General features: G+C 70.3%; 31 protein-coding genes. 15 read left to right on the top strand and 16 right to left on the bottom strand.

Translation table 11 applies throughout. The annotated features are described in order from the left end of the window. The first annotated feature begins 2 nt into the window (after positions 1–2). Positions 3–524: a GNAT family N-acetyltransferase gene (locus LXM50_RS05105; protein WP_233310208.1), complete on the top strand. Its 522-nt coding sequence runs from the start codon at positions 3–5 to the stop codon at positions 522–524. Between the two features lie 33 nt (positions 525–557). Here LXM50_RS05105 and LXM50_RS05100 read toward each other — a convergent pair whose 3' ends face one another. Beyond that, positions 558–1,019: a hypothetical protein gene (locus LXM50_RS05100; RefSeq protein WP_233310206.1), complete on the bottom strand. Its 462-nt coding sequence runs from the start codon at positions 1,017–1,019 to the stop codon at positions 558–560. A gap of 189 nt (positions 1,020–1,208) precedes the next feature. Here LXM50_RS05100 and LXM50_RS05095 point away from each other — a divergent pair, with 189 nt between their 5' ends. The 4 genes from LXM50_RS05095 to LXM50_RS05080 are packed head-to-tail and all read left to right on the top strand — an operon-like array spanning position 1,209 to position 5,177. Beyond that, the gene (locus LXM50_RS05095) at positions 1,209–2,351 is read left to right on the top strand and encodes an ABC transporter substrate-binding protein (RefSeq protein ID WP_233310204.1); all 1,143 of its coding nucleotides are present in this window, start codon (positions 1,209–1,211) and stop codon (positions 2,349–2,351) included. After that, a complete protein-coding gene (locus LXM50_RS05090; protein WP_374107802.1) occupies positions 2,348–3,298 on the top strand; it encodes an ABC transporter permease in 951 nt (316 codons plus the stop codon). Before LXM50_RS05095 ends, LXM50_RS05090 begins: the two co-directional genes overlap by 4 nt. Continuing rightward, on the top strand, positions 3,295–4,092 hold the full coding sequence (locus LXM50_RS05085; protein WP_233310203.1) for an ABC transporter permease: 798 nt from the start codon (positions 3,295–3,297) through the stop codon (positions 4,090–4,092). The genes LXM50_RS05090 and LXM50_RS05085 overlap by 4 nt, the downstream gene beginning before the upstream one ends. After that, a complete protein-coding gene (locus LXM50_RS05080) occupies positions 4,089–5,177 on the top strand; it encodes an ABC transporter ATP-binding protein (protein ID WP_233310202.1) in 1,089 nt (362 codons plus the stop codon). The genes LXM50_RS05085 and LXM50_RS05080 overlap by 4 nt, the downstream gene beginning before the upstream one ends. Here the strand turns inward: LXM50_RS05080 and LXM50_RS05075 are convergent. From LXM50_RS05075 to LXM50_RS05020, 12 genes are all read right to left on the bottom strand, one after another. Continuing rightward, on the bottom strand, positions 5,174–6,190 hold the full coding sequence (locus LXM50_RS05075; protein ID WP_233310201.1) for an esterase family protein: 1,017 nt from the start codon (positions 6,188–6,190) through the stop codon (positions 5,174–5,176). The genes LXM50_RS05080 and LXM50_RS05075 overlap by 4 nt on opposite strands. Positions 6,191–6,332: 142 nt before the next feature. Next, entirely contained in the window at positions 6,333–8,798 is a 2,466-nt protein-coding gene (locus LXM50_RS05070) for a bifunctional lysylphosphatidylglycerol flippase/synthetase MprF (RefSeq protein ID WP_233310200.1), read from the bottom strand. Then, positions 8,795–10,096 (bottom strand): esterase family protein, encoded by a 1,302-nt coding sequence (locus LXM50_RS05065; protein WP_233310198.1) that lies wholly within the window; start codon positions 10,094–10,096, stop codon positions 8,795–8,797. The genes LXM50_RS05070 and LXM50_RS05065 overlap by 4 nt, the downstream gene beginning before the upstream one ends. A 166-nt stretch (positions 10,097–10,262) precedes the next feature. After that, positions 10,263–11,018: an amino acid ABC transporter ATP-binding protein gene (locus LXM50_RS05060; RefSeq protein WP_233310196.1), complete on the bottom strand. Its 756-nt coding sequence runs from the start codon at positions 11,016–11,018 to the stop codon at positions 10,263–10,265. Beyond that, positions 11,015–11,806, bottom strand: coding sequence for an amino acid ABC transporter permease (locus tag LXM50_RS05055; protein ID WP_233310195.1), 792 nt, complete (start codon positions 11,804–11,806; stop codon positions 11,015–11,017). Before LXM50_RS05055 ends, LXM50_RS05060 begins: the two co-directional genes overlap by 4 nt. A gap of 20 nt (positions 11,807–11,826) precedes the next feature. Then, positions 11,827–12,654: a basic amino acid ABC transporter substrate-binding protein gene (locus LXM50_RS05050; protein WP_233310194.1), complete on the bottom strand. Its 828-nt coding sequence runs from the start codon at positions 12,652–12,654 to the stop codon at positions 11,827–11,829. Between the two features lie 243 nt (positions 12,655–12,897). Further along, a complete protein-coding gene (locus tag LXM50_RS05045) occupies positions 12,898–13,200 on the bottom strand; it encodes a Dabb family protein (RefSeq protein WP_233310193.1) in 303 nt (100 codons plus the stop codon). Next, on the bottom strand, positions 13,197–13,511 hold the full coding sequence (locus tag LXM50_RS05040) for a glutaredoxin family protein (protein WP_233310192.1): 315 nt from the start codon (positions 13,509–13,511) through the stop codon (positions 13,197–13,199). The genes LXM50_RS05045 and LXM50_RS05040 overlap by 4 nt, the downstream gene beginning before the upstream one ends. Next, on the bottom strand, positions 13,508–13,810 hold the full coding sequence (locus LXM50_RS05035) for a rhodanese-like domain-containing protein (protein WP_233310190.1): 303 nt from the start codon (positions 13,808–13,810) through the stop codon (positions 13,508–13,510). Before LXM50_RS05035 ends, LXM50_RS05040 begins: the two co-directional genes overlap by 4 nt. Before the next feature lie 126 nt (positions 13,811–13,936). Then, positions 13,937–14,035 carry a 30S ribosomal protein bS22 gene (locus tag LXM50_RS05030; RefSeq protein ID WP_003792170.1) on the bottom strand — a complete coding sequence of 33 codons (99 nt, stop codon included), beginning with the start codon at positions 14,033–14,035 and terminating at the stop codon, positions 13,937–13,939. Positions 14,036–14,194: 159 nt separating this feature from the next. Then, complete coding sequence (locus tag LXM50_RS05025) at positions 14,195–14,389, bottom strand: helix-turn-helix domain-containing protein (RefSeq protein ID WP_233310188.1); 195 nt, start codon at positions 14,387–14,389, stop codon at positions 14,195–14,197. Between the two features lie 108 nt (positions 14,390–14,497). Beyond that, positions 14,498–15,448, bottom strand: a complete 951-nt coding sequence (locus LXM50_RS05020) for a TetR/AcrR family transcriptional regulator (protein WP_233310187.1) — start codon at positions 15,446–15,448, stop codon at positions 14,498–14,500. 82 nt (positions 15,449–15,530) lie between these two features. Between LXM50_RS05020 and LXM50_RS05015 the strand changes: the two genes are divergently transcribed. Both LXM50_RS05015 and LXM50_RS05010 read left to right on the top strand, forming a co-directional pair. Next, positions 15,531–16,427, top strand: coding sequence for an ATP-binding cassette domain-containing protein (locus LXM50_RS05015; protein ID WP_233310186.1), 897 nt, complete (start codon positions 15,531–15,533; stop codon positions 16,425–16,427). Further along, positions 16,424–17,254, top strand: a complete 831-nt coding sequence (locus LXM50_RS05010; protein WP_233310185.1) for an ABC transporter permease — start codon at positions 16,424–16,426, stop codon at positions 17,252–17,254. The genes LXM50_RS05015 and LXM50_RS05010 overlap by 4 nt, the downstream gene beginning before the upstream one ends. A gap of 38 nt (positions 17,255–17,292) precedes the next feature. Here the strand turns inward: LXM50_RS05010 and LXM50_RS05005 are convergent, their stop codons facing one another. Continuing rightward, positions 17,293–17,715, bottom strand: coding sequence for a helix-turn-helix transcriptional regulator (locus LXM50_RS05005; RefSeq protein ID WP_233310184.1), 423 nt, complete (start codon positions 17,713–17,715; stop codon positions 17,293–17,295). Positions 17,716–17,791: 76 nt separating this feature from the next. Here LXM50_RS05005 and LXM50_RS05000 point away from each other — a divergent pair, with 76 nt between their 5' ends. From LXM50_RS05000 to LXM50_RS04985, 4 genes are all read left to right on the top strand, one after another. Then, a complete protein-coding gene (locus LXM50_RS05000; RefSeq protein WP_233310182.1) occupies positions 17,792–19,222 on the top strand; it encodes a TrkH family potassium uptake protein in 1,431 nt (476 codons plus the stop codon). A 47-nt stretch (positions 19,223–19,269) separates the two neighbouring features. Beyond that, positions 19,270–19,941 carry a TrkA family potassium uptake protein gene (locus LXM50_RS04995; protein WP_233310181.1) on the top strand — a complete coding sequence of 224 codons (672 nt, stop codon included), beginning with the start codon at positions 19,270–19,272 and terminating at the stop codon, positions 19,939–19,941. A gap of 186 nt (positions 19,942–20,127) precedes the next feature. Next, positions 20,128–20,916, top strand: coding sequence for an ABC transporter ATP-binding protein (locus LXM50_RS04990; protein WP_233310180.1), 789 nt, complete (start codon positions 20,128–20,130; stop codon positions 20,914–20,916). Further along, the gene (locus LXM50_RS04985; protein WP_233310179.1) at positions 20,898–22,490 is read left to right on the top strand and encodes a hypothetical protein; all 1,593 of its coding nucleotides are present in this window, start codon (positions 20,898–20,900) and stop codon (positions 22,488–22,490) included. Before LXM50_RS04990 ends, LXM50_RS04985 begins: the two co-directional genes overlap by 19 nt. An 83-nt stretch (positions 22,491–22,573) precedes the next feature. On the opposite strand, the gene proC is transcribed toward LXM50_RS04985, so the two are convergent. Beyond that, positions 22,574–23,410 carry a pyrroline-5-carboxylate reductase gene (gene proC / locus LXM50_RS04980; RefSeq protein ID WP_233310178.1) on the bottom strand — a complete coding sequence of 279 codons (837 nt, stop codon included), beginning with the start codon at positions 23,408–23,410 and terminating at the stop codon, positions 22,574–22,576. A 110-nt stretch (positions 23,411–23,520) separates the two neighbouring features. Between proC and LXM50_RS04975 the strand changes: the two genes are divergently transcribed. Together LXM50_RS04975 and LXM50_RS04970 are read left to right on the top strand one after the other, a co-directional pair. After that, a complete protein-coding gene (locus tag LXM50_RS04975; protein ID WP_233310176.1) occupies positions 23,521–24,492 on the top strand; it encodes a cation diffusion facilitator family transporter in 972 nt (323 codons plus the stop codon). Between the two features lie 15 nt (positions 24,493–24,507). After that, a complete protein-coding gene (locus LXM50_RS04970; protein WP_233310175.1) occupies positions 24,508–25,395 on the top strand; it encodes an alpha/beta hydrolase in 888 nt (295 codons plus the stop codon). Positions 25,396–25,434: 39 nt separating this feature from the next. Here the strand turns inward: LXM50_RS04970 and LXM50_RS04965 are convergent, their stop codons facing one another. Then, a complete protein-coding gene (locus LXM50_RS04965) occupies positions 25,435–25,884 on the bottom strand; it encodes a nucleoside deaminase (protein ID WP_233310174.1) in 450 nt (149 codons plus the stop codon). A 131-nt stretch (positions 25,885–26,015) separates the two neighbouring features. Here LXM50_RS04965 and LXM50_RS04960 point away from each other — a divergent pair, with 131 nt between their 5' ends. Further along, positions 26,016–26,609, top strand: a complete 594-nt coding sequence (locus LXM50_RS04960) for a hypothetical protein (RefSeq protein WP_233310173.1) — start codon at positions 26,016–26,018, stop codon at positions 26,607–26,609. Then, positions 26,606–26,806: a DUF6186 family protein gene (locus LXM50_RS04955; protein WP_233310172.1), complete on the top strand. Its 201-nt coding sequence runs from the start codon at positions 26,606–26,608 to the stop codon at positions 26,804–26,806. Before LXM50_RS04960 ends, LXM50_RS04955 begins: the two co-directional genes overlap by 4 nt. The last annotated feature ends 31 nt before the right edge of the window (positions 26,807–26,837 follow it).

The raw sequence follows: 26,837 nt of genomic DNA, 5'->3' as shown, positions 1-26,837 counted from the left end.
GTATGCTCACCGACCTCGCCCTCCCCGTTCCGCTCGAGACCCGGATCGGGGAGGTGACGCTGCGCCGAGCGCGCGTCGAGGACACCGCGGCGATCGTCGCGCTGCTCGCCGATGACGCGATCAGCGCGGCACGCGGCGACACGGCCTCCGACGACGACCTGCCCGCCTACGCCGCGGGCCTGGAGTCGGTCCTCGCCGACGGATCCAACGACCTCCTCGTCGCCGAGCACGACGGCCGGATCATCGGCACGTTCCAGCTGACCCGCATTCCGGGGATGTCCCGCCGCGGCTCGACCCGCCTCCTCGTCGAGGCGGTGCGGGTGAGTTCGGATCTGCGCTCGAGCGGCGTCGGATCCGCGCTCATGCGCTGGATCATGGAGATCGCGACCGCAGACCTGGGCAGCCCGCTGGTGCAGCTCACCTCGGACGCGCAGCGCGTCGAGGCGCACCGCTTCTACGAGCGCCTCGGCTTCACCGGATCCCACCGCGGCTTCAAATACCAGGCGCCCGCCACCGGTCGCTGACAGAGCACGCCCGCAGGCCGCGCTCAGACCTGCTCAGACGTCGCCCGGATCCGACAGGTCCTCGACCGCGACCGGGGTGCGGCCGGCGAACATGACGCCCACGCCGTACTCGTCGCCGATCTCGAGACCGCACTCCGCGAAGCGCATCATCCACGTGCCGTCCTGCCAGACCACGGCCTCGGGTGCGCCGAACGGCGGCTCCTCCCCCGAGAGCCGCGCCAGGTCGACGTCCGACAATTCGCGGTGCGGCCCTGCCAGCTCGTCCACGAGGTAGCCGATCGCGGCCTCGGTGAGCGCCGCGAACTCCGTCACCACACCCTGGGCCGTCTCCCGCGCCTCCGCGCTGGGCTCCTCGGCCGGATCCGCGATGATGCTCACGGTCCAGCCGCCGTCCCCGCCCTCGACGCCCGCGGTCCAGCAGGCGATGTCCTCCGGCGCGTCGATCCGGATCAGGGTGACGCCGTCGAGCTCGATGTCATCGGGAAGGGTGCTCACGCTCCGATCCAACCAGACCTCGCCGCTGCCGCACAGCACGCGAGCCGTGCGATCGATCGGGATCCCGTCCGGCCTGGACCCGAATCGTTCACCCCGCATTCACCCCCGTCGGCCTCATCGGTAACTCCGCCGCCGTACATTCCCTCTCGACCCGACCCCGGCGGCAGCGCCGGACACCGAGAGGAAATCATGCTCATCAGCAACCGTCGTGCGCGCATCGGCGCCGGCATCGCGCTCGCGGCCAGCGCCGCGCTCCTGCTCTCCGCCTGCTCCGGATCCGCCTCCGCCGACCCGACGAGCTCTTCCGGAGGCGTCAAGGCCCAGGCCGCCACCTCGCTCAAGGACTTCGGTTCCCTGGCCGACCTCGAGAAGGCCGCCGAGGCCGAGGGCAAGCTCAACGTCATCGCCCTCCCGCACGACTGGGCCAACTACGGCGAGATCCTCGCCGCCTTCACCAAGAAGTACCCGAAGATCACCGTGAACGAGGCCACCCCCGACGCGTCCAGCGCCGAGGAGATCCAGGCCGCCAAAACGAACGAGGGGCTGGACACGGCTCCCGACGTGTTCGACCTCGGCCTCACCGTGACCCTGCAGAACACCGACAAGTTCGCCGCCTACAAGGTGGAGAAGTGGGATGAGATCCCGGTCGAGCTGAAGGACAAGGACGGCCTGTTCACCGGCGACTACGGCGGGTACATGTCGATCGGCTACGACTCCTCGAAGTTCCCGGAGCCGAAGTCTCTGGCCGATCTGAAGAAGTCCGAGTACAAGGGCGCCGTGGCGCTGAACGGCGACCCGACCCAGGCCGGAGCCGCCTTCGCCGCGGTCGGACTCGCCACGGTGCAGTCGGGCGGCAAGCTCGATGACTACCAGAAGGGCATCGACTTCTTCGCCGACATGCAGAAGGCCGGCAACCTCCTCAAGGTGGACGTCACCACGGCGACCGTCGCGAGCGGTGAGACCCCCGTCGTCTTCGACTGGGACTACCTGAACGCCGCGCACGTCAAGGACAACAAGAACTGGAAGACCGTCGTCCTGCCCGGCACCGGCTACGCCGGCTACTACAACCAGGCGATCAACAAGGGGGCTCCGCACCCGGCCGCCGCGCGCCTGTGGCAGGAGTTCCTCTACAGCGACGAGGGTCAGAACCTCTGGCTCAAGGGCGGCGCCCGCCCCGTGCGCATGGACGCGATGACCAAGGCCGGCACTGTGGACAAGACCCTCGCCGCCGCCCTGCCCGCCGCCCCGAAGGAGACCGTCGTGCCGACCGAGGCGCAGAGCACCACCGCCGGCAAGCTCCTCGGCGAGAAGTGGGCTGCGGCCGTCCAGTGATCTCCGACACCGCTGCGGCACCCGCCGCATCCCGTGCCGGGTCGGAGCTTCGCGCTCCGGCCCGGCACGGGTCGTCCGGCAGGCACTGGACGGATCGGATCCGCGGCGGTCTCGCCGCCATCGGGCTCGTCCCCTTCGCCGCCTACCTGCTGCTGTTCCTGGTGCTGCCGACCATCCTCGCCGTCGCGACGGGATTCTTCACCCGGGGCGGAGCCTTCACGTGGAACAACGTCTCCGCCCTGTGGGACCCGACCGTCATGCTCACCTTCGCGAACTCCGCCGGGCTCTCGCTGCTCACCGCCGCCATCGGCGCGGTGGTCGGCGCCCTCGTCTGCTACGCCCTGCTGGGTCTGCGGACCGACAGCGGAGTGCGTACGGTGGTCGACGCCGCGAGCGGCGTGCTGGCGCAGACCGGCGGGGTGATGCTCGCGTTCATGTTCATCGCCACCCTCGGGTTGCGCGGCGTGGTCACCGGACTGATGAAGGACGCGTTCGGCATCGACCTGTTCGCCCAGGGCCCGTGGATCTACGAGCTGCCCGGACTGATCCTGCCCTACCTCTACTTCCAGATCCCGCTGATGGTCATCACGTTCATGCCCGCCCTCTCGGCGCTGAAGCCGCAGTGGGCCGAGGCCAACGTCACGCTCGGCGGCACCCGCGCGAGCTTCTGGCTGCGCATCGGGATCCCCGTGCTCGCCCCGGCCTTCCTCGCCAGTTTCCTGCTGCTGTTCGCGAACGCGTTCTCCTCGTATGCGACCGCGGCCGCGCTCGCCAGTCAGGGCTCGCAGATCGTGCCGCTGCAGATCCGCGCCGCGCTCACGAGCGAGACGGTGCTGGGCCGGGAGAACCTCGCCGGTGCCCTCGCGCTCGGCATGATCGTGGTGGTGGGGATCGTCATGTGGCTGTACTCCCTCGTCCAGCGCCGAGCGGCGAGGTGGCAGGCATGAACCGGTTCGCCCCGGCGCCCCTCACCCGCTGGATCATCGGGATCCTGGTCGGGCTCTTCTTCCTCGTCCCGCTGGTCGCGACCCTCGCCTACACGTTCCGCGGCGAGGACGGCGGGTTCACGATGGCGCACTGGGCCGGCCTCGGCGACCCCGCGAAGGCCGCGGTCTACCAGCCGATCTGGACCGGGCTCGGCAACTCGCTGATCCTCGCGATCGTCACGGTGCTCATCGTGCTGCTCGTGCTCGCGCCGACCATGATCCTGGTGAACCTGCGGTTCCCGCGCCTGCGCCCGGTCTTCGAGTTCGTCGTGCTGCTGCCCATCTCGATCCCCGCGATCGTCCTCGTGGTCGGCCTCACCCCGATCTACCTGCAGATCGGCCGCGCGTTCGGCACGGGCGCCTGGACCCTCGCGTTCGCCTACGGCATCACCGTGCTGCCGTTCGCGTACCGCTCCATCCAGGCGTCGATCGACGCGGTCGACATGACCACCCTCGCCGAGGCCGCCCGCTCGCTCGGCGCCGGGTGGGGGACCGTCGTGCTGCGCGTGCTCGCGCCGAACCTGCGCCAGGGTCTGCTCGCCGCGTCCCTGCTGTCCATCGCGGTCGTACTCGGCGAGTTCACGATCGCCTCGCTGCTGAATCGCGATGTGCTGCAGACTGCGCTCGTCGTCGTGCAGAAGCAGGACGGCTGGGCGCCGGCGATGTTCGCCCTGATGGCGCTCACATTCAGCTTCCTCCTGCTCCTCATCATCGGACGGGCCGCCCGCGGCCGGTCCGGAAAGGCCGACTCATGAGCGACATCGCGCTCCCCCGCACCGCGGACAACTCCCTGCTCGCGGACCGGTCGGACGGGACACGGGTGCAGTTCGACGGCATCGTCAAGAGCTACGGGCGGACTCAGGTCCTGCACGGGATCGACCTCGACATCGCGCCCGGCGAGTTCGTCTCGCTGCTGGGTCCCTCCGGCTGCGGCAAGACCACGCTGCTGCGGGTGCTCGCGGGCCTCGAGGACGCCGACGGCGGCGCCGTGCTGCTCGGCGGCAAGGACGTGTCCGGCGTCCCGACGAACAAGCGCGACCTGGGCATGGTGTTCCAGTCCTATTCGCTGTTCCCGCACCTGCGGGTGGTGGACAACACCGCGTTCGGGCTGCGCCGGCGCAGGGTCGCCACAGCCGAGGCCCGGCGGCGCGCGCTCGACGCGCTGGCGCTGGTCGGGCTCGACGCCCACGCCGACAAGTACCCGCACCAGCTCTCGGGCGGCCAGCAGCAGCGCGTGGCGCTCGCCAGGGCACTCGTGACCGAGCCCCGTGTGCTGCTGCTGGACGAGCCGCTCTCGGCGCTGGATGCCAAGGTGCGCGTGCAGCTGCGCGACGAGATCCGTCGTCTGCAGCTCCGTCTGGGGATCACGACGGTGTTCGTCACGCACGACCAGGAGGAGGCGCTCAGCGTCTCCGATCGGATCGCCGTGATGAACGCGGGCCGGATCGATCAGATCGGCACGCCGGAGGAGCTGTACCTGCGGCCCGCCACGGCGCATGTCGCTTCGTTCGTCGGGCTCTCCAGCGTGGCGCGCGGCATCGCCGACGGCGCGACCGTGCGGGTGTGGGGCAGCGAGCTCCCGCTGCAGCTCCCGGCGACCGGCGAGGTCGACGTGCTGCTGCGCCCGGAGAACGTGCGCCTGGTCGAGCCCGCCGGGGCCGCCGTGACCGGAACGGTCGAGGAGAGCATGTTCCTCGGGAGCATGCGGCGCACGCTGGTGCGCACCGAGGACGGCCTGCTCGTGCGCGTGCAGCACACGGCGCGGATCCACCCGCAGTACGGCGACGTCGTGGGGCTCGCGGTCGATCCCGAGCCGGTGGCGGTGCGCCAGGCCGGCTAGCCCGCGGGCGGGGCGAGGCCGAGGTGCGGGAAGAGGGCGCCGAACGTCATCAGCAGCCCCTGGGGGAGGGACCCGACGTGGTCCTCCCCCGGGACCGTGAACACCTGCGTCTCGAACCCCGCCGCCTCCGCGATCTGCGCGGACAGCTGCACCTGAGCGGTGAAGAACGCGTCTTCGTCACCCGCCGCGAACAGCGCCACGTGCCCGCCGAATCTGCCGCTGTTCTGCACGGCCTCGGCGGCGGGTTTTGCGGCCTCGTAGGCGCTCTCGTCGCCGTCGAACACCTGCTGCAGCACCTCATCCGGGAACTCGGTGCCCTGATACGACTCCCCCGCGATGCTCACGATGCTCCCCCACAGTCCGGGATCCTCGAGGCCCCAGTCCAGTGCGCAGCCGCCGCCGTTCGAGAACCCGGCGATCGTCCACGCCGCCGGGCTCGGCTGCAGCCTCAGGTGGCTGCGCGCCCAGTCCGGGATGTCCTTCGTGAAGTACGTCGCCACGCCCCCGTACGCGGCCGAGTCCACGCAGGCCGGGTTGGCGTCCTCGGATCCGAGCTGATCGGCGACGATCACGATCGGGGCGAGCCCGTGGTGCTCAGCGGCGAGCCGATCCATCGCGGCGGCGACGAACGACGGATCCGGATCCCCGGGCTGCCCCATCATGAACACCACCAGGGGCAGTTCGGGCGCATCGGGAACGAGTGCGGCCGGAGGCAGGTAGAGCGAGGCGTCCCGCGGCGCGAATCCAGCCGAAGACGGGATGCGCTCCGCCCCCGTGAGCGACGTGACCGACCCCTTCTCGGGCAGATCCGCGGGCGGCCTCCAGGTCGCGAAGAGAGGCCCCGCGGTGCCGCCGGTCGCCGGCGGCGGGGCGCCCACCCCCGTCGCGTGCGGCGGAGGCGACGGCGACCACGGCCGCCCGACCACGCCGAGCAGGACGGCCAGCGCCGCCGCTGCCAGCAGGACGGCGAGCACAACGGCGCGGCGCCCGGCACGCGTCCTGGAAGTCGGCATCCGCACTCGCCTCCTGACCCCGCGTCCGCCCATCGTAACCATGCCCCGGCCGGAGCTCGTCGACACACGGGGAACACATGATCCGGACGCCTGAGGACGGGCTGGGCAGCGCCCGTCGCGTCCGTCCTGCGACCGCGGAGGCTCAGCCGGCGAGCGACCGGGCCAGCGCCATGTACTCGGCCGGCGACGCGTTCGGCAGATACGCGCGGCCGATCGCGAGACCGATCGCGGGCAGCTGTCCGTTGTCGGCGTAGAACAGGTGCATCGGGCGGTACTCGGGGTTGAACTTGCCCTTGTACCGCAGCAACGAGGCGAAGCCGTACGCAGGCTCGAGCACCCGGCTCAGCCAGCCCAGCAGCCGCGTGATGTCGGGGTCCGCGTCGACGTCGCCGCCGTCCACCGTCTGCGCCAGCGGCGCGCCCGACAGGCTCATGACCGCGAGTCCCTGCTCCTTCATGTGCAGCGCCGCCGAGGCGATCGCGAACTCCATCACTCCGGGCATAGCGCCGTCGGCGCGACGCATGAAGTCGAGCGTGCGTCCGATGAGCTCGCCCTCGCGCCACACGGGCATCCAGCTCGTCACCGCCTGCAGCTCCCCCTCGGGGCCGATCGCGAGCAGGATCTCGACATCCGGATCCCTGAGCTCCTCCATGCCGCCGAGGGTGAAGCGCATCTCCGGGAGCGCCTTCTCCGCGATCCACTGCTCGCTGAGGGCGTCCAGCTGGGCGACCAGGCCGGCGGGCAGCTGCTCCCAGGTGGTCCAGAGAGTGGTGAGCCCGTCGCGCTGGCCGCGGTTGTACGGCTGGCGCACCTTGGTCCACACCTTGCCCGTGAGCTCGAACCGTTCGAGCGGCACCACCGTCTCCTCGGCCACCGAGATGCTCTTCCAGCCGAGGTCGCGGAAGGCGGGGGCGAACTCCTCGTGCGTGCTGTAGAAGACGGGTGTCCAGGCGTTCGCGTCGCAGAAGTCCAGGAAACCGCGGATGGTCTGGACGGTGTCGCCGGCGGTGCAGACCGGATCCCCCACGGCGATCGCGATGTCGTTCACGACCCGGTAGGCCACCGCACCGCGGCCGTCCGCCGTGAACCAGTGCTCGTTGCCCTCCCACGTGCCCATGAACCCGAGCGTGCCGCCGTCGGTGGTGCGCAACTGGGTGCGGAAGCGCTCCGCGTGGTCCGCGGTCCTGCGCGACCGGCCGAGCAGGAGCCCGATCATGGCGACCGCGAAGACGAGCCAGAACAGCGCTCCCACATCGCGGTGCAGCGCGAGCGCGATTCCGGTGAGCGGAGTGCGCCCACCCGGGTGGCCGATGATGGTGGGCAGGAAGCGGCGCAGCGTGGTGGCCAGGGCGGACCAGAACGACGGCGAGTGCGAGACGGCCGACACCAGGATCATGTTCGTGGTGGCCAGCACGACGAACGCGATCCCGATCGTCAGCGAGAACCGCCGCACCGCCCGGCGCGACGCGCGCACCGCGAACCGGCGATGGGTGATCGCGAGCAGGATGCACATCCCGACCGGGATGAGGATCGCCAGCACCGAGAAGCCGGGGAACTGACGGTCGATCTCGACCACATCGGTCGGCTCCTTCAGCGAGTGCGCAGCCACGCTGAGCCCCGTGAGCAGCGCCATCACGGCGTTCACGCCGATCGCGAGGAACCAGGCGGCGCGGCGTCCCGCGCGCAGACCCCATGCGGCGATGAGGCTGAGCAGGAGCGGCACCAGGCTCATCAGCACGACGCCGGTGCCGGCGGCGACCGCCGTGCTCACCCCGGCGACGCAGTGCGCGGACGCGTTGTTCTGTGCGCAGGCGTCGGTGATCCCGGAGATGTCCACGCCGCGAAGTCCCGCCACGACCGGTGCCAGTGGCCCGATGCCCACGCCGGTGAGCAGCACGATCAGCGGACCGAGGCCCGTGACGGCCACCATCGCCGCGATGAGGGTCCTGGTCTCGTGATAGGAGCTGCGATACCACGCGGGCCGGGGCCGGCCGCTCGTGAGGATCACGCCCAGCACGAGGCCCGTGAGTCCGGCCAGCAGACGGTACACGCTGTCCGCGTCGCCGCCGTAGAGCGTGTAGGTGACCAGCAGCGAGAGGCCGAGCAGGCGGATGCGGCGCCGGTACAGCGCAGGGGCGAAGGCGCTGCCCGCCATGATCGCCCCCAGGATGCCGATCGAGGGGTCGAGCACGGCGCCGCGGGCGTCGACGCGCGCCCACACCTGCCCCCACGACCAGGCCAGCGACTGGATGCCCAGGCCGAGCAGGCTGCCGAGCACGCCGGTCACGAGGAACGCCCCGACGGCGCGCCAGGTGCCCATCAACCGCTCCGCGTAGGCCAGCAGCGTGAGTGCGAGCAGCACGGCCAGCAGCAGGCCGCCCCAGGAGTCCGGCACGAGCAGCGCGGTCAGGGGTGTCCACCACTCGCGCTCGCGCCCGAACGCGAGCGGGCTGAGCCCCACTCCGACGGGGCGATGCCCCCGCAGCGTGCCGAGCGCGAGCCCGCTGACCAGCAGCAGGATGCTCAGTCCCACGGCGAACGGATGCCGGCGCGCGTAGCGCCCTGCCCGGCGGGCCACGCCCATGGTCGTCTCACGCCAGGCGGTCATCGGGACAGCCCCAGGTGCGGATACAGCACGTCGAACGCCTTCTCCAGGCCCCCTCGCAACCCCGGACCGGTGTGGGTGGCGTTCGGCACGAGGTAGTAGGTCGTGGTGAACCCGGCTGCTTCGGCGAGGCCCGCCGACACCTTGTTCGCGGGTCCGTACTTCTTGTCGAGCGCTCCGGCCGCGAAGATCGCGTAGTGCCCGTCGTAGGCGCCGGGGTGCTCGGCGAGGATCGCCTGCGGCTTGTTCGCGTCGAACGCGGCCTGGTCACCGCGGAACACCTTCTCCACCGACTTCGGATCACCGAAGCCCGACCACGGCTCACCGGACGCGGTGGCGATGTTGCCCCAGATGTCGGGGTGCCGAGCACCGTAGATGAACGCGCACGCGCCGCCGTTGGAGTATCCCGAGATCGTCCAGTGCTTCGGATCCGGCAGCACGCGGAGGTGGCCGCGGATCCAGTTCGGGATGTCGGTGTTGAAGTACGTCTCGACGCCGCCGTAGGCCGCCGAATCGATGCAGCCCGGGTTCTGGTTCTGCGCGCCCAGCTGGTCGGCGATGATCACGATCGGCGCGAGGCCGTCGTGCTTCGCTGCGAACTCGTTCATCACATCGACCATGGGATGCGGGTTGGGGTACCCGGGCAGCCCCATCATGAAGACCACGACGGGCAGCGCGGGCGGATCCTTCACCAGCGCGGCCGGCGGCAGGTAGATGGTCGCGTTGCGGGGCTTGAAGCCGGCGGTGGAGCGTGGCGCGTTGTCGCCGCTCAGGGTCCCGAACCGGCCGCGCTCGGGCATGTCGGCAGGAGCCTTCCAGGTGTCCACGAGCGAGGCGGGCGGATCCTGGCCGGGCTTCAGCGGAGGCGCGAAATGATCCAGGGGACCGAGCGTGTTGACGCCGAGGATGTCGCCGAGGGTGCGGTCGAGCCCGAACGCCTGGTTGATGCCGATGCCCATCGACAGCACGGAGGCGATCACGGTGAGGATCGCGACGGCCTTGCGCCACCACCGCGAATCCCACAGGCTCACGATCGACAGCCCGATCGTCGCGAAGCCTGCGATCGTCCACCACTTGACCGCCGCGGGCAGCGGCAGTTCGAACGCGTTGGTGGCATCCGACCATGCGGCGAGACCCCAGCCGATCGCCGCGCCGACCACGAGGCCGATGAGCGCGCGCACCACCCATCCGCGACGCAGCGGACGCAGCAGCAGCGCGATCACGCCGGCGACGGCGATCCCCCAGACGATCCACGGGACAGGACCGTCGGCGAGATTCAGCTCCAGCAACCAGCGCGGCATGAAGGGCGTGCTCCGTTTCCCGCCTCCGGACGGGGCGACGACCCATCGTATCCGGGCGGGCTCGGCGCTCCCCGTGCCCGCGCTCTGACCGAGCTTGGAGAAGGCTATGAGACGCGCCGGGGACGAATAAGTCCCCGGCGCGTCTCAGGTCGTCCGACTCACGTGCTCAGAGCACGCGCGCGAGGAAGTCCCTCGTGCGCTGGTGCTGCGGGTTGGCGAGCACCTCGCGGGGGTCGCCCTCCTCGAGGATGTGCCCGCCGTCCATGAAGATCAGGCGGGAGCCGACCTCCCGGGCGAAGCCCATCTCGTGCGTGACCACCATCATCGTCATGCCCTCGTCGGCGAGCGTCCGCATGACCTGCAGCACCTCGCCCACGAGCTCGGGGTCGAGCGCCGACGTGGGCTCGTCGAAGAGCATCATGTCCGGGTTCATGCAGAGCGACCGCGCGATGGCGACACGCTGCTGCTGACCGCCGGAGAGATGGCTCGGGTAGGCGTCGGCCTTGTGCGCCATGCCCACCCGCTCCAGCATCGCCTTGGCGACCTTCTCCGCCTCGGCCTTGCCGCGCTTCTTCACCTGGCGCTGCGCGAGGGTGAGGTTGCCCAGCACCGACATGTGCGGGAACAGGTTGAAGCTCTGGAACACCATGCCGATGCGGGCGCGCACCCGGTCGAGGTCGATGTCGGGATCCGTGATGTCGATGCCCTCGATCACGATCTTCCCGCCGGTCGGCTCCTCCAGCATGTTCACCGAGCGCAGCAGCGTCGACTTGCCGGATCCCGAGGGTCCGATCACGCAGACCACTTCGCCCGCCTGCACGGTCAGGTCGATGCCCTTGAGCACCTCGTTGTCGCCGTAGTGCTTGACGAGGCCCTGGATGTCGATCGCGGGCGCGTTCAGGTTGATCAGGTCGGTGCTCATCGTTCCTTCGCCATCCGTCGCTCGAGCCAGGCCGTCAGCCGCGTCAGCGGGAGCGTCACGATCAGGTACAGCAGCGCCGCCATCACCAGCGGCGTGGCGTTCGCATAGGTGGACAGACCGTTGCGGGCGAACGTCGTCAGCTCATAGGTGAACGGGGTCGCGCCGATGACGAAGAAGAGCGACGTGTCCTTCAACAGCAGCACGAACTCGTTCGTGAGCGGCGGGATGATGATGCGGAAGCCCTGCGGCAGCACGATGAAGAACATGGTGCGCGACGACGACATGCCCAGCGACCGCGCCGCCTCCGTCTGCCCCTTCGGCACCGCCTGGATCCCCGCGCGGATCGTCTCCGCCATGTATGCCGACGACACCACGATGAGACCGAGCACCGCGGCACCCACCGGTGCTCCCGGGATCGTGACCTTCGTCGCGATCGGAAGCATGATCCCGAAGCCGAAGATCGTGATCAGTGCAGGGATCCCTCGGAAGAACTCGATCCACACGGTGGCCGCCCACCGGAACGGCGGGATGTCGCTCAGCTTCATCAGGGCGAGCACGATCGCGAGGATCAAGCCGCCGAAGAACGAGTAGATCGTGAAGAGAATGGTGTTCTTCAGGCCGACGGTGATGATCCCGGGCAGCAGCTTCAACGCGACCTCGGGGTTCGCGAACTGCTTCAGGACCGTCGGCCAATCGGTGGCGACCACCGCCCACAGGATGAGGGCGATGATCACCGCATAGACGGTGTAGTGATAGACCCGCGTGCGGGTCCGCTTCTTCAGAGCCATCGGCGTTGATCAGACCCCGGTCACTGCGCCGCGGCGAAGTACTTGTCGTAGATCTTCTTGTACTCGCCGTTGTCCTTGAGCGCCTTCAGCTGCTCGTTGATCGCCTTGCGCAGTGCCTCGTTCTTGCCCTTCGCGAACGCGAAGCCGTACTGCTCGTCGGTCTTGTAGGTCTCGACGACCTTGTAGGACGGGTCGTCCTTCTCGTGCTGCAGGTTGACCGGCAGATCCTGCAGGATCGCGTCGATCTGCCCGCCCTGGAGGGCCGGCCACAGCACACCGTCGTCGGAGAACTGCACGAGGTTGGCGCCCTTGGCGTGCTCCTTCGCGTAGTTCTCACCGGTGGTGCCCTGCTGCACACCGACGTTCTTTCCAGAGAGCCCGTTGATGTCCTTGATGCCGGAGCTGGTCTTCACGAGCAGCGACTGCAGCGAGTCGTAGTAGCCATCGGAGAAGTCGATGTTCTTCTTGCGGTCGTCGGTGATCGTCATGGCCGAGGCGCCCATGTCGCACTGCCCGGCGAGCAGCGCGGTGCCCGACTGCAGCGTGTCGAAGTTGGTGACCTGGAACTGGGTCTTCAGGCCCAGCTTGTCGCCGATGGCGGTGAGCAGGTCGACGTCGAAGCCGGTGTACTTGCCGGATCCGGCGGTCTCCTCGTACTCGAAGGGCTTGTATGGGATGTCCGAGCACACGGTGAGCGTGCCCGCGGTGATCAGACCGTAGTCCGTGCCACCGGCAGCGGCAGATCCGCTCGCGGTGGGCGTGGCGCCGCCGCCGGAGCACCCGGCGAGGGTGAGGGTGGCGGCCGCCGCGAGGGCGAGTCCGTAGGCGATCTTCGAGCGACGGTGCATGGTTCGACTCCTGTGTCGAGGACGCGGGCGTCCTGGTGCGGGTTGCCCATTATCTTGACACGGTGCGGTTACCGCCGTGTAACAGCACAGGGCCCGCGGGTGTCTCGGTTCGGTATCGGCCTCCGCGCTGCCGCGGATTCTCGCGGTTCCCGCCTTCGCTGGAGGCCGCAGAACGTCTGAGATCCGAGACGATGATGGGAACAACCGATCGAAGGCGTCGGTTCCGCCTGCGACTCGCGCCTTTCAGATCTCGAAGTCGACGGCCGAGCGCCCACCCGATACCGAGCGCACGTAGCCCACGACCTCCTGGTGCGCGGGATGGACCTGGTACGCGTCCAGGCCCGCCGCATCGTCGAAGTCGGCGATCAGGGTCACGTCCCAGTTGCCGTCGATCGCAAGCGCATTCACGCCCGTGGTGAGCGCGCGGATCGACGGCACGACGCCGACGAGCCCTTCCAGCCGCGCGGCGACGCCGGCGGCATGCTCCGCACGCTCGGCGGGATCCGTCGCCGCCATCTTCCAGGTCACCACATGGCGCAGCGTCATGGCTTCTCTCCCTCTGCCGCGTCCGCGGCTCGTCCCTTGTCTTCCGCTCCTCCGGCCTTCTCGGCGAGTGCTTCGCGCAGTCGTTCCGGCGAGATGCGCCAGTGGCCGTGCAGCTCGCCGTCGATGAGGAGCACGGGGATCTTCTCCCAGTACTTCTCGTAGAGGGCCGGGTCGTCCAGGATCGACAGCTCGGTGATCTCCATGTCCTCGGCGAGCGCATCAGGCAGCTCGGCGACGACCGCGTCGATCACGTCCGATGCCACGTCGCACAGGTGGCAGTCGGGCTTGCCGATCAGGGTGAGTGCGATCACGGTGCAGGGGTCTCGATCGCGCGCCCATCCGCGATCCACTCGGCGGTGCCGCCCTCCACATTCGTGGCGTCGTAGCCGCGGGCCTCGAGCGCCTCCACGACGCGCGCCGAGCGACCGCCGAGCTGGCAGATCACGTCGAACGCGCCGTCCGGAAGCTCGTGCAGCAGGTCGCCGAGTTCGGACATCGGAAGGTTCACCGCGCCGGGCACGTGCCCCGAGGCGAACTCGCTCCTCTCGCGCACGTCGATGAGAGGCGTCTCGGTGCGCTCGGCCAGCTGGGCGACGGTGATCGTCTTCATGGATCCGATTCTTCCAGACGTCGGACGCCCGGGCGCGCCGGACGGGTGCCCCCGTGGAATGCACGAAGCGCCCCGGCGATCGCGAGATCGGGGGCGCTCAGTGACTTGCGCGTTGCGCGCGGCCGCTTACTTCTTGTTGCGGCGCTGGTGGCGAGTCTTGCGAAGCAGCTTGCGGTGCTTCTTCTTCGCCATGCGCTTGCGGCGCTTCTTGATGACAGAACCCACGGAAACCTCACTAAGTCAGGGGCTGGGCGTCGCACACGGACGACGACCGGGATCGGGGCATGGAAAAATGCCTCGCAACAGTCTAGCGCACGGCACCACCCGCGCTGACGCGCGAACCCAGCGGCCACTCCAGGTCGGTCCGCATGGAGGTGAGCACGCTCAGCCGACGTCGGCGATCGGCGTCTGCAGAGCCGCTGTGACGGCGGACTCCGGCACGCGATAGCTGCGTCCGAAGCGGATCGCCGGCAGATCCCCGGCGTGCACCAGCCGGTACACCGTCATCTTGGACACGCGCATGATCGCCGCCACCTCGGCGACGGTCAGGAACTTGACGTCCGGCAACTGCTCGGGCATCCCCATCTACCCCCTCACCCCTCGCGCGACCTGCGCGGCGGGATGCGACAACTGTAGGGGCTGGTGGCGACGCGTGTAAACCCATGTGAACGCTGTGACGGAGGATGCTCAGACCGCCGCGGACTTGGCCAGGCGCTCCGCCGCATCCTTGCGCACCTGGCGCGCGTTCTTCTGCGCCGCCCGCAGCGCCTTCTCGGCATCGCGCACGCTCTTCGCCGCCGCGCGCACGCGCTTGTCGGCAGCGAGCGCCGGATCCTCGGGGACGAACGCGGGAGGAGTCCGAGGATCGTCCGGACGCGCGGCGGCGAGACGATCGATGTGCGCGGCAATCCCGTCCAGGACGCGTTCGATGCCAAACACCATGGGGTCTCTGTCACCGTCGATCGCTCCTGCATCGAGCGCGGCGCGCGCGTGGGGATAGGCGTCCGCATCGATCAGCGCCCGGAACAGGGCCGCCTCCTGCGCGCCCACCTGTGCGAGCGTCCGCCCGGTCGCTCGCGCCGCCTCCGCATAGCCGGCCGACACGGTGCCGAACCACCGGGCCTGCCCCATGACCGCGAGCATCGCACCCATCCGCTCGTCCTGATCGAGCGGAGTCTCGGCGAAGGCCGCGAGGTACGCGTCCATCCAGGCCGCCGTCCCGGGCGTGACCGGGGTACCGCTGATGGGCAGGCTGAGCAGCCAGGGATGCCGGAGGTAGACGTCGAGATGCGCGCGGTACAGCCGCGCGGCCTCCTCCCGCCACCCCCGTTCCGCGGCACCGGATTCCGGGAGCGGCGGGAGCCCCGACGCCTCCTCCTGCATGAGCAGCAGAAGGTCGTCCTTCGCCGTGACATAGCGGTACAGCGACATCGGGGTGAAGCCGAGCGCCTTCGCCACGGCCGCCATCGACACGGCACCGAGACCCTCGCCGTCCGCGAGCGCGACGGCCGCCTCGACGATGCGCTCGACGCTCATCTCGCGCTTGGGCCCGCGTTGCGGGCTGGCCGCCATCCCCCAGGCCAGCGCGATGCCGCGCGGCAGATCGGGCAGCTCGGCGGGATCCGGTTCTTCGGTCATGACTCCAGAATAGGACTGTTTACGATGTAAACAGTGTGTTACTGTCATAAACAGTTTCATCCGTACACAGAAAGGAACGGCGATGACCACGGCCATCGAAGTCGCAGGACTCACCAAGCAGTACCGCGGCACCCCCGTGCTGCGGGGCGTCGACCTCACGGCCGAGCAAGGCGAGATCGTCGCGCTGCTCGGTTCCAACGGCGCCGGCAAGACCACGACGATCTCGATCCTCACCACGCTGACCCGTGCCGATTCCGGCACCGCGGTCGTCGCCGGCTGCGACGTGCGCCGCGATCCCGGGGGCGTGCGGCAGCGGATCTCGCTCACCGGCCAGTCCGCCGCGGTCGACGACGCGCTCACCGGCGTGGAGAACCTGGTGATGCTCAGCCGGCTCTCCGGTCTGAGCCCACGCGCCGCCCGCCGCCGCGCGGACGAGCTGCTCGGGCAGTTCGCGCTCACCGACGCGGCGGGACGCAAGGTCAAGACCTATTCGGGCGGCATGCGCCGTCGACTGGATCTCGCCCTCAGCTTCGTCGTCACGCCGCAGGTGCTCTTCCTCGATGAGCCCACGACCGGCGTTGATCCGCGCAGTCGCCTGGACCTCTGGGAGGTCATCCGGGGTCTCGCCGACGCGGGCACCACCGTCTTCCTCACCACCCAGTACCTCGAAGAGGCCGATCAGCTCGCGGATCGCATCGCCGTGCTGCACGAGGGGCTCATCGTCCGCACCGGCACCGCGCCGGCACTGAAGGCGCAGTTCGGCAGCGACGTGCTCGTCGCCGAGGACGCCGACGGATCCCCTCTCGCGGAGATCGCCACCGACGGCTCGATCGACGGCATCCGCCGCGCCCTGGACGAGCTCGAGGCCGCACATCCGGCCGCCCGCGTGCAGCTGCGCCGCCCCACGCTCGACGACGTCTTCCTCACCCTGACCGCGACCGGCGACGCCGACCGCACGACCATCCGGGAGTTCGCATGACCGCTCTGTCCGCCCCTGTCGCCCCGCGCCCGCTCGCGCCGGTCCCGTCGCCCCGTTCGGGGATCCGCCCTCGCCTGCGGGGCTTCGCCGCCGAACGCGTGTTCGTCCGCCGCAGCCTGATCCTGTCCCTGCGCGACGGCGAGACCCTCTCGATGTCGATCATGCTGCCGGTGACGCTCATGCTGCTGTTCACCTTCGTCTTCGGCGGAGCGATCGAGAACGACGGCAGTTACGTCGACTACGTCGTGCCGGGGATCATCCTGCTGTGCGCCGGCTTCGGCGCCGCATCGACCGCGACGTACGTGTCGCGCGACATGTCCACGGGGATCATCGACCGGATCCGCACCATGCCGCTGCGACCGGGATCCGTGCTCACCGGTCACGTCGTCGCGAGCCTGGTCCGCAACCTGGTCTCCACGGCCGTCGTGTTCGGCGTCGCTCTGCTGCTCGGCTTCCGTCCGAGCGCGGGCGCTCTGCAGTGGGTCGCCGCGTTCGGCGTGATCGCCGTCTACATCCTGGTGATCACGTACCTCTACGCCGCCATCGGCCTCGCCGCGGGCAGCCCGGAGGCCGCGGCGGGGTACGGGTTCGTCCTGATGTTCGTGCCGTATCTGTCCAGCGCGTTCGTCCCGGTGCACACGATGCCGACCTGGCTGCAGTGGGTGGCGGAGAACCAGCCCATCACGCCGATCATCGAGACGATCCGGGGGTTGCTCATGGGCACTCCCCTGCACCTCCAGCCCTACTGGGCGCTGGGCTGGTGCGCGCTCATCCTGGCGATCTCCGTGCTGTGGGGACGCTGGCTGTTCGGCCGGGCCCGGCGCTGAGCCGCGTCGGCTCCTTCCGCGCGACGTGCGTGCGGCGCTCAGGCCCCGAGGCGCTTGAGCGCCGTCTGCACGACGTGCTTCGCGCTGGCGGCGGCCCGGCCGACGACCTCGGCCGCGTGCGCAGCGCCGTCCGGCAGCGGAGGAACCCCGATGACGCCGGAGATGTCGGGGGCCGAGTCGCCGTAGGCGTCGGCGAGGAACGGGACGAGCCAGTCGTCGACCTGTTCCAGCGGCGCGGCCTCGATGCTGTAGAAGCGCCGCTGGCCGTCTTCGCGCACCGTGACGAGCTCCGCCTCGCGCAGCACCTTGAGGTGCTTCGAGACGGTGGGCTGGCTGATCCCCAGCTCGCTGACGATCTGCGTCACGCTGGTGCCGGCATCCCCTTCCTCTGACCGCTGGCGCAGGAGCTGCAGGATGTCCCGTCTCGTGCCGTCGGCGATCACGTCGAAGATGTCGGTCATGCCTTCACAGTAGCCGCGCCACGGGCGGAGTACCATGACGAAGGCTTGGCGGACGGAGGATCGGAGGGGCTCGACCATGGCGCGCACCGCTGCCCCGCGATCCTTCTCCGAGATCGTCCGACGCACCATCCGTCTCGGCAAGACATTGACGACATCGTCGCCCTCGCGGTTCGCGATCGTCGTGTTCTCGGCGCTCATCCTGATCACGACCGCGCTGCTCTCGCTGCCGATCGCGAGCGCCGACCGCACGGTGACCCCGCTCGCCGATGCCCTGTTCACGGCCGTCTCCACGATCTGCGTCACCGGACTGTCCACCGTCGACATGTCCACGCACTGGTCGGGCTTCGGGCTCGGCGTGATCTTCGTGGGCGTCAACATCGGCGGTCTCGGTGTGCTGACCCTCGCGAGCGTGATGGGCCTGGCGATCTCGAAGCGACTCGGGCTGCGCGCCAAGCTCATCGCAGCGGCGGACACCAACCCGATGCGCGCGCACGGCGGCCCCGTGAACGAGAGCCAGACCGTGCGTCTCGGCGAGGTCGGATCCCTGCTGCGCACCGTGGCCATCTCGGCGTTCGCGATCGAGGCCGGACTGATCGTGCTGCTCTACCCGGCACTGCTGACGGCGGGGGTGGATCCCGTCACCGCCCTCTGGGAGGCGCCGTTCTACGCGGCGATGGCGTTCACGAACACCGGCTTCACCCCGAACCCGGGAGGGCTCGCGCCGTTCGCGCAGAACTACTACGTGCTCAGCGTGCTCATGCTCGGCGTGTTCCTGGGCAGCCTCGGCTTCCCCGTCATCTACACGCTCGCCCGGCAGCGCTGGCACGTGCGGCGCTGGTCGCTGCACGCCAAGCTCACGGTGCTCACCACGATCCTGCTGTTCGTGGTGGGAGCCGCGGTCTTCCTGCTGCTCGAGTTCGACAATCCGAAGACGTTCGGATCCATGGACGCCGGCGACACCACGTTCCAGGCCTTCTTCCTGTCCGCGATGACGCGCTCGGGTGGCTTCAGCGTGGTGAACATGGGGGATCTGAACGGATCGTCGATGCTCGCCGCGTCGATGCTCATGTTCGTCGGCGGCGGCTCCGCGTCCACCGCCGGCGGCATCAAGGTCACCACGCTCGCCGTGCTCGCCCTGGCCGTGATCAGCGAGGCCAAGGGCCGCCCCGCCGTGCAGGCGTTCGGGCGCCGGATCCCCTCGGACGTGCAGCGCGTCGCGCTCAGCGTCGTGGCGTGGGGCGCCACCACCGTCGCGCTCTCCACGATCGCGATCAGCCAGATCACGAAGTACCCCGTCGAGGAGGTGCTCTTCGACGTGGTCTCGGCCTTCGGCACCGTGGGCCTGTCGACGGGCGTCACCGAGAAGCTCCCGGACGCGGCGACGTACATCCTCGCCGCGACGATCTTCATGGGCCGCGTCGGCACGGTCACCCTCGCGGCCGCCGTGGCGGCGACGTCGCGCACTCAGCTGTACTCGCTGCCCGTGGAGCGGCCGATCGTCGGCTGACCGCGGGCTCGGCGGACCGGAAGTCGTCGGACAGTAAAGTGGGCGGCATGGTTGAAGTGCTGCGCAACGACGCTCCGGTGCTCGTGATCGGGCTGGGCCGCTTCGGCGCCGCCTGCGCCGGAGAGCTGGACCGGCTCGACCGTGAAGTGCTCGCGATCGACACCAACCTCGAGCTGGTGCAGAAGTGGTCGGAGCGCGTCACGCACGCAGTGCAGGCGGACACCCGCAACATCGACGCGCTGCGTCAGATCGGCGCGCAGGACTTCCAGGTCGCCGTCGTCGCCGTCGGATCCTCGATCGAGGCCTCCGTGCTCATCACTGCGAACCTGGTGGACCTCAAGGTGCCGCAGATCTGGGCGAAAGCGGTGTCGCAGTCGCACGGCAAGATCCTCGCCAGGGTCGGAGCCAATCACGTCGTCTACCCCGAGCGCGAGGCGGGCGAGCGCGTCGCGCACCTCGTTTCTGGCCGCATGCTGGACTTCATCCGCTTCGACGACGACTTCGTGCTGGCCAAGATGTACCCGCCGAAGTTCATCCGCGGCGTGGGCCTGAACCAGTCGGGCGTGCGCAGCAAGTACAACGTGACCGTGGTCGGGGTGAAGAGCCCCGGCAAGCCGTTCCGCTACGCCGAGGCCGACACCGTCGTCACCAACCACGACCTCATCATCGTGTCGGGCACGAACAGCGACATCGAGCGGTTCTCCTCGCTCGACCGCTGACGCCCTCGCATCCGGCCCCTCTGGCGACCGCGAGACCGAACTCTCGCCCCGAGACCGACGTTCTCATCTGCGGTCTCGGGACGCAGGATCGGTCTCGCGGTCGTCGGCAGTGGAGGCGGGATGTTCGGCGGGGATATCCCCCGCGCGACGGATGCCGGCCGCGCCGCGGCATGGTCGGATGGAGGCATGACCGACTTCACAGCGCCCTTCGCCGCCGCGCCGCCGGTGCTCTCGCTGCAGGGCCTTCGCAAGCAGTTCGGGCAGAAGGTCGCCGTCGACGACCTCTGGCTCGACGTCCCCGCCGGATCCATGCTCGGACTGCTCGGGCCCAACGGCGCCGGCAAGACGACGACCCTCGCGATGACCACGGGGCTGCTGCGCCCCGATGCCGGCACCGCCCGGGTGCTCGGCGCGGACGTCTGGCAGGATCCGGCTGCGGCGAAGGGCCGCATGGGCGTGCTCCCCGACGGCGTGCGGATGCTCGATCGTCTCACCGGCGCCGAGCTGCTGCGCTACACGGGTCTGCTGCGCGGAATGACCGAGGCCGAGGTCGTCGGCCGGACCGGCGAGCTGCTGGACGCGCTGGGCCTGGCCGACGCCGGCAGCACGCTGGTCGTGGACTACTCCGCCGGAATGCGCAAGAAGATCGGGCTCGCGTGCGCGCTCATCCACGCGCCGCGCCTGCTCATCCTGGACGAGCCGCTCGAGGCCGTCGACCCCGTCTCCGGCGAGACGATCCGGCAGATCCTGCGCGCGTTCGTCGCCGGCGGGGGCACGGTCGTGCTCTCCAGCCACGTCATGGAGCTCGTCGAGTCCCTCTGCGACCGGGTCGCGATCGTCGCCGAGGGGCGTCTTCTCGCGAACGGCACCCTCGACGAGGTGCGGGCGGGCGAGACCCTGCAACAGCGCTTCCTCACCCTGGTCGGCGCGCACGAGCTCGGATCGGAGACACTCGCATGGTTGCGCTCCTCGTAGGCCTGCGCTGGCGCCAGCTCGGCCACCAGCTCGGCCGCAACCCGTGGATGATCGTCTCGGTCATCATCTCCGGGATGATCGCGCTCGGCCTGCTCACCGCCCTCGCGGCGGGCCTCGTCGCGCTGCGCGTGGCCGCGCCCGACGCCGCCGTGCGCACCCTCGTGCTGGTCGGCACCGGCATCGTGCTGGTGTGGTGGATCGGATCGATCGTCGTGAGCGTCGACGACTCGCTCGCCCCGGAGCGCTTCGCCCTGCTGCCGGTCACCGCCCGATCGCTGCTGCCGGGGCTCGTGATCGCGGGCGCCACCACCATCGGCGGGATCGGCACGACCGCGGCGCTGCTGCTCATGCTGGTCGGATGGTCGGTGAGTCCGCTCGCGCTGGTGGCCGCCGTGCTCCTGATCCCACTCGCACTCGCGACCTGCGTGCTGGGAGCCCGCGTGGTCAGCGGCGTCCTCGCCGGGTGGCTCGCCGGACGCCGGACGCGGGATCTCGTGATCACGATCGGCGTGCTCCTCGTCGCGTGCTCGGGGCTGCTGATCAACGTGCTGGTGCGTGCCTTCGCACGCGTCGCGGATCCGACCGCGGTGCTGCCTGCGATCGCCGATGCGGCCGGATGGACGCCGCTCGGCGCCGTGTTCGGCGTGTCCGCATCGCTGGCCCGAGAGGATCTGCTCGGCGCCGGCCTGCGGCTGCTGGTGGCGATCGCGACGGTCGCCGTGCTGTGGTTCGCCGCACGCGGACTGCTCGCCGCACGCCTGGTCGCGCCGATCCAGAGCCGCGGAGGCGGACGCGTGCGCTCCGGCGGACTGCTCGATCGTGCGCTTCCGGCCACGGCCGTCGGAGCGATCGCGGCCCGCACCCTGCGCTACGCCAAGCGTGACCCGCGCCAGGTGATCAACACCGTGATGATGCTGCTGCTGCCGGCCCTGCTGATCGGGCTGACCCTGATGAACGGGCGTGGCGGCGGCTCGTTCGCCCTGGGCCCCGCCGCGATCCTCATCCCGGCGATCAACGCGCTGCTGATCGGGACGATCCTGCAGATGGGTATCGCGTACGACAACGACGCCATTGCGCTGCACATCCACACCGGCGTGCCGGGCCGGGCCGACCGTGCGGGTCGCCTGCTCGGGTTCGGCATCATCGCGGTTCCCGTCACGGTCGTGCTGTGCGTCGCCGCCAGTGTGCTCGCGGGGCGGGTCGACCTCATCCCGGCCAGCCTCGGTGCGGCTCTGGGCCTGAGCGCGACATCGGCCGGGCTCGGATCCTGGGTGGGCGCGTTCCTCCCCGGCCGCGCGCCGGCCCCGGAGGCGAATCCGTTCGGACGAGGATCCTCCGGCGGGGTTCAGTCGATGATCGCCATGATCATCATCGCGCCGCTGAGCCTGCTCATCGGGGGGCCCGCCTTCGGCCTCGCGATCGCGGCCATCTGGACGCCGTGGCTCGGATGGCTGAGCCTGGCGTGCGGACTCGTGCTCGGCGGGCTCGCCGCGTGGGGCGGGACGGTGCTGGGCGGGCGGATCCTGGATCGGCGCTGGCCCGAGGTGCTCGCGGAGGTCGCGAGCGAGGCGTGACCCGGACCGCCCCGGAGCTCGAGGATCCGGCCGCGGATACTCGAGCTCCGGGGGCGGGCTCCGGGTGGTCGGGCTCCGGGTGGTCAGGCTCCGGCTGCGAGTTCGCGCGCCCGGGCGAGGGCGGCGTCGGTGGCCCGGGCGAACAGGCCGTCGAGGTCCGCGTCCTGCAGCACCGCGACGGCGCGCTCGGTGGTCCCCTTGGGGCTCGTCACGCGGCGGCGCAGCTCGGCGGGGTCCTCGCCCGAGGCCTCCAGCAGCGCGGTCGCTCCGATGAAGGTCTGCTCGGCCATGAGCCGGGCCTCGGGCTCTGCGAAGCCCTTGCCGATCGCGGCCTTGGTGAACTCCTCGATGAGCAGGAAGACGTAGGCGGGACCGGATCCGGAGATCGTGGACAGCGGGTCGATCTGCCCCTCCGCGACCTCGATCACGGATCCGACCGTCTCGAACAGCCGACGCACGAGCGCGCGCTCCTCGTCGCTGACGCCGGCGGCCGCTGCGAGACCGGTCACCGCGCGGCCCACGGTGGCGGGGGTGTTCGGCATCGAGCGCAGCACGCTCGTGCCGTCCGGCAGGTGCGCCGCGAAGGTCGCCAGGGTGACTCCGGCTGCGATACTCACCACGATCGCGTCCTCGCGGAGGTGCGGCGCGATCTCGTCGAGCAGGTCGGGCACCATGGCGGGCTTCACGCCGACGACGACGATCCGAGCACCGGCCGCCAGGTCGTTGCCGTCCGGCTGCTGCTCGAGCGCGATCGAGCGCACACCCGGCAGCCCCTCCAGCTCGGCGGCGCGCGCCGCCGTGCGGTTGGTGGCGGTGATGCCGCCGTCGACGGGGATTCCGCTCGCGACGAGGCCGCGCAGGATCGCACCTCCCATCGAGCCGGCACCGAGGAACGCGACAGAGGGCAGAGCATCGACCATGCGGCCATCCTACGAGCCCTATCCGTGCGGCGGCAGGGCCGACGTCCGACCGCGGTGTCGTCGACGGCCGGGCCCGTCATGCGCCCCGCCGCCCCGCATAGACTCGTGACATGAGTGCATCCGGTGGCGGCAAGGCGATCCTGGCGGCGTTCCTCGCGAACATGGGCATCGCCGTCGCGAAGCTCGTGGCCTGGCTCCTCACGGGGTCCGCGTCGATGCTCGCGGAGGCGATCCACTCGGTGGCCGACTCCGGCAACCAGCTGCTGCTCATGCTCGGCGGACGCAAGGCGCGCCGTCGCGCCGACCGGGAGCACCCCTTCGGCTACGGGCGCGAGCGCTACGTCTACGCGTTCGTCGTGTCGATCATCCTGTTCTCGGTCGGAGGTCTGTTCGCGATCTACGAGGGCGTGCAGAAGCTCGTCGAACCGCATGAGCTCGACAAGACCTGGTGGTGGGTGCCGATCGCCGTGCTGGTCGTCTCGATCGTGCTGGAGTCGTTCTCGCTGCGCACCGCCATCCGCGAGAGCAACCACGTGCGCCCGAAGGGGCAGTCGTGGGTGTCGTTCATCCGCCGCGCCAAGGCGCCTGAGCTTCCGGTCGTGCTGCTGGAGGACACCGGGGCACTCGTGGGCCTGCTCTTCGCGCTCCTCGGCGTCGGTCTCACGCTGATCACCCACAATCCGGTCTTCGATGCGCTCGGCACGCTGATGATCGGACTGCTGCTCGTGCTCATCGCGATCGCGCTCGGCATCGAGACGAAGAGCCTGCTGGTCGGCGAAGGCGCGAACGAGGCCGACTACGACCGGATCGTCGACGCGATCCTGGCGGGTGGCGAGGTCGAGAAGCTCATCCACATCAAGACCCTGTACCTCGGCCCCGACGAACTGCTCGTCGCGGCGAAGATCGCCCTCACCTCGGACAAGACCGTGCGCGCGGCCGCCGACGACATCGACGCGATCGAGGTCCGCATCCGCGAGTCCGTGCCGGCGGCACGGGTGATCTATCTCGAGCCCGACATCTACCGGCCCGCCCTGGATCCGTCCCCGTCCACCGACGCGTTCGTGCTGCGTTCGGCCGACTGACCAGGCGGATCCGTTGTGGTCGATCCGCTCGCCGAGGCGCTCGCCGATCCCACGGTGTCCGCAGACGCGCGCAGCAAGCTGCAGCACGTGCAGGACGTGCTGCGCGCGGATCCGCAGGCGCAGCTGATCTCGCTGTTCTTCGAGGGCGAGGAACCCCGCGCCGCGGTGGCGTTCGGCGATTTCGACGCGGCCGAGCTGATCGTGGTCGTCCTGCACGGGATCGACACGGATCTCGCCGCCTTCCCGGGCTGGGCGGGCATCGCCCAGCGGCTGTGCGCCGACGTCATCCGCGCCAGTGCGCTGCGGGGCGGATCCGTCCGCATCGCCACGATCGCCTGGTTCGGGTACGACTCCGGCACCCATCTGTCGGCGCTCGCGACCAAGCACGCGACAGTCGGCGCGGCGCGGCTGGCCGGCGACCTGGTGCGGATCCGGCACCGCCATCCCCGGGCGCGCATCGCGATGCTCGCGTACTCGTACTCGTCCACCCTCTTCGGCGAGCTCGTGCTCATGGACGGCGCGGGCCCCGTCTCCATGGCGTTCTCCATCGCCTCGGCGGGGATGACGCGCATGGCCGCCGACGCGGTGGCGGAGGCCATCTCGAAGCGCTCCTTCTCGTTCTACGCCACGGAGTCCTCGAGCGACGCCACCGCGCCCCTCGGACGGCTCGGCGCGCACCCGGTCGACCCCCGCGACATCGAGGGCGCGATCGTCTACTCCTCGGACGGCGGCTCCATCCCGGGGACGGATGAGCAGGGCGAGGCCACCGAAGGTCACGCGTCCCAGACCGAGGTCGACGAGCACGGCGAACGGCGCCGCGGGTACTTCGATCCCCGCGCGCAGGCGTATCTGTTCGCCGTGCAGCGCCTGGCCCGGCTGGCATCGCGACGTCCGAAGGCCTGACCGCGGCCGTCAGCACCCCGGGGACAGCTGCGGCCGGAGTCAGCGCCGTTCGGCGAAGAACGCGCGCAGCTGCGTCACGGCCTCGGCCTCGCGGAGCCCGCCGACGACCTCGGCCCGATACGGCAGCCGGCGATCGCGCAGCACGTCGTAGAGCGAGCCGGCGGCCCCCGCCTTCTCATCCCAGGCACCGAACACCACGCGAGCGAGCCGGGACTGCAGGATGGCGCCGGCGCACATCACGCACGGCTCCATCGTGACGACGAGCGTGCAGCCGGTGAGGTTCCAGGATCCGTGCGCCGCAGCGGCCGCGCGCAGCGCGACGATCTCGGCATGACCGGTCGGATCCGTCGTCTCCTCGCGGTTGTTACGCCCCTCGGCGATCGGCCGTCCCCTCGGGTCGAGCACGACGGCGCCCACGGGGATCTCGCCTGCGACGGCGGCCTCGGCGGCGAGCGCGAGGGCGCGGCCCATCGCCGTATCGTCCGTCATGGATCCTGCTACGCTCACCGGTCCTCCCGACGGTCGAGCCTAGCCGCAGGGCCGCGTCGCGTCGCGGTTGGCCGACCCCGGAACCCGCCCCTCCCCGGCGTCGCGTGAGTAGCATGCGGAGGAGGGGTGTCATGGGCGCTCAGACGGATGCAGACACGGGGGCCGGGGGCCGCCGGTCTCGCGCGCTGCCCTGGCCCGTCCTGTGCTGGATCACGGTGCTGGTGCTGATCGGCGCGGTCCAGATCGTGCGCGCCCAGTGGTTCGACGCGATCGTGTTCTTCGGCGCGGCCCTGCTCGTCGTTGCAGCCCGGTGGGCACCGCCCACACGCACGCGCCCCGCGCCGCTGCGGATGATCGTGGGAGGGGCCGCGCTCGCAGGACTCGTCGTGGGCCTGCTCCCCCGCCACGGCAGCGGCATGGTGGCCGCCGTGACCGCGATCGGGATCGCCGCCGTTGCGCTGGCCTGGCCCGGCGCACCCGCAGGACCGCAGCCTTGGACGCCCGACCTGCGCCGGCTGGCCTGGGTGTGGAGCGGGTTGGTGGTCGCCGGCTGCCTGTGGGAGCTCGTGCAGTTCATCCTCAGCCGGATCCACCCCGATGCGCCTTCGTCTGCGCTCAGCGATCTGATGGATCCGCTGCTCGACGGCGCGCCGGGCAGGATCCTGTTCGCGGCGGTCTGGCTGGCGGGCGGCGTCTTCCTGCTGCGGGCGGGAGCACGGCGGTGACGCTCCTCAGCGTCGCCGCTTTCGGGCTGTGCGCCGCTCTGCTCGTGCTGGCGACGTGGCGGATCCGGCGCGCGGATGCGGAGGCGACCACCACCGCACTGTTCGACCGGCTGCTCGATGACCGCTCCGTGCGCATCGCGGTGATCGTCGTCTGGTGGTGGCTGGGCTGGCACTTCCTCGCCGGCACCACCCTGTGACGCGCACGCGCGCGCCACAGGCGCGCAATCG

It is taken from the genome of Microbacterium sp. Au-Mic1 (assembly GCF_021341785.1).
Lineage (GTDB): Bacteria > Actinomycetota > Actinomycetes > Actinomycetales > Microbacteriaceae > Microbacterium.
Note: the sequence above shows the minus strand (reverse complement) of the source record. Positions and strands in the feature narration are given on the sequence as shown.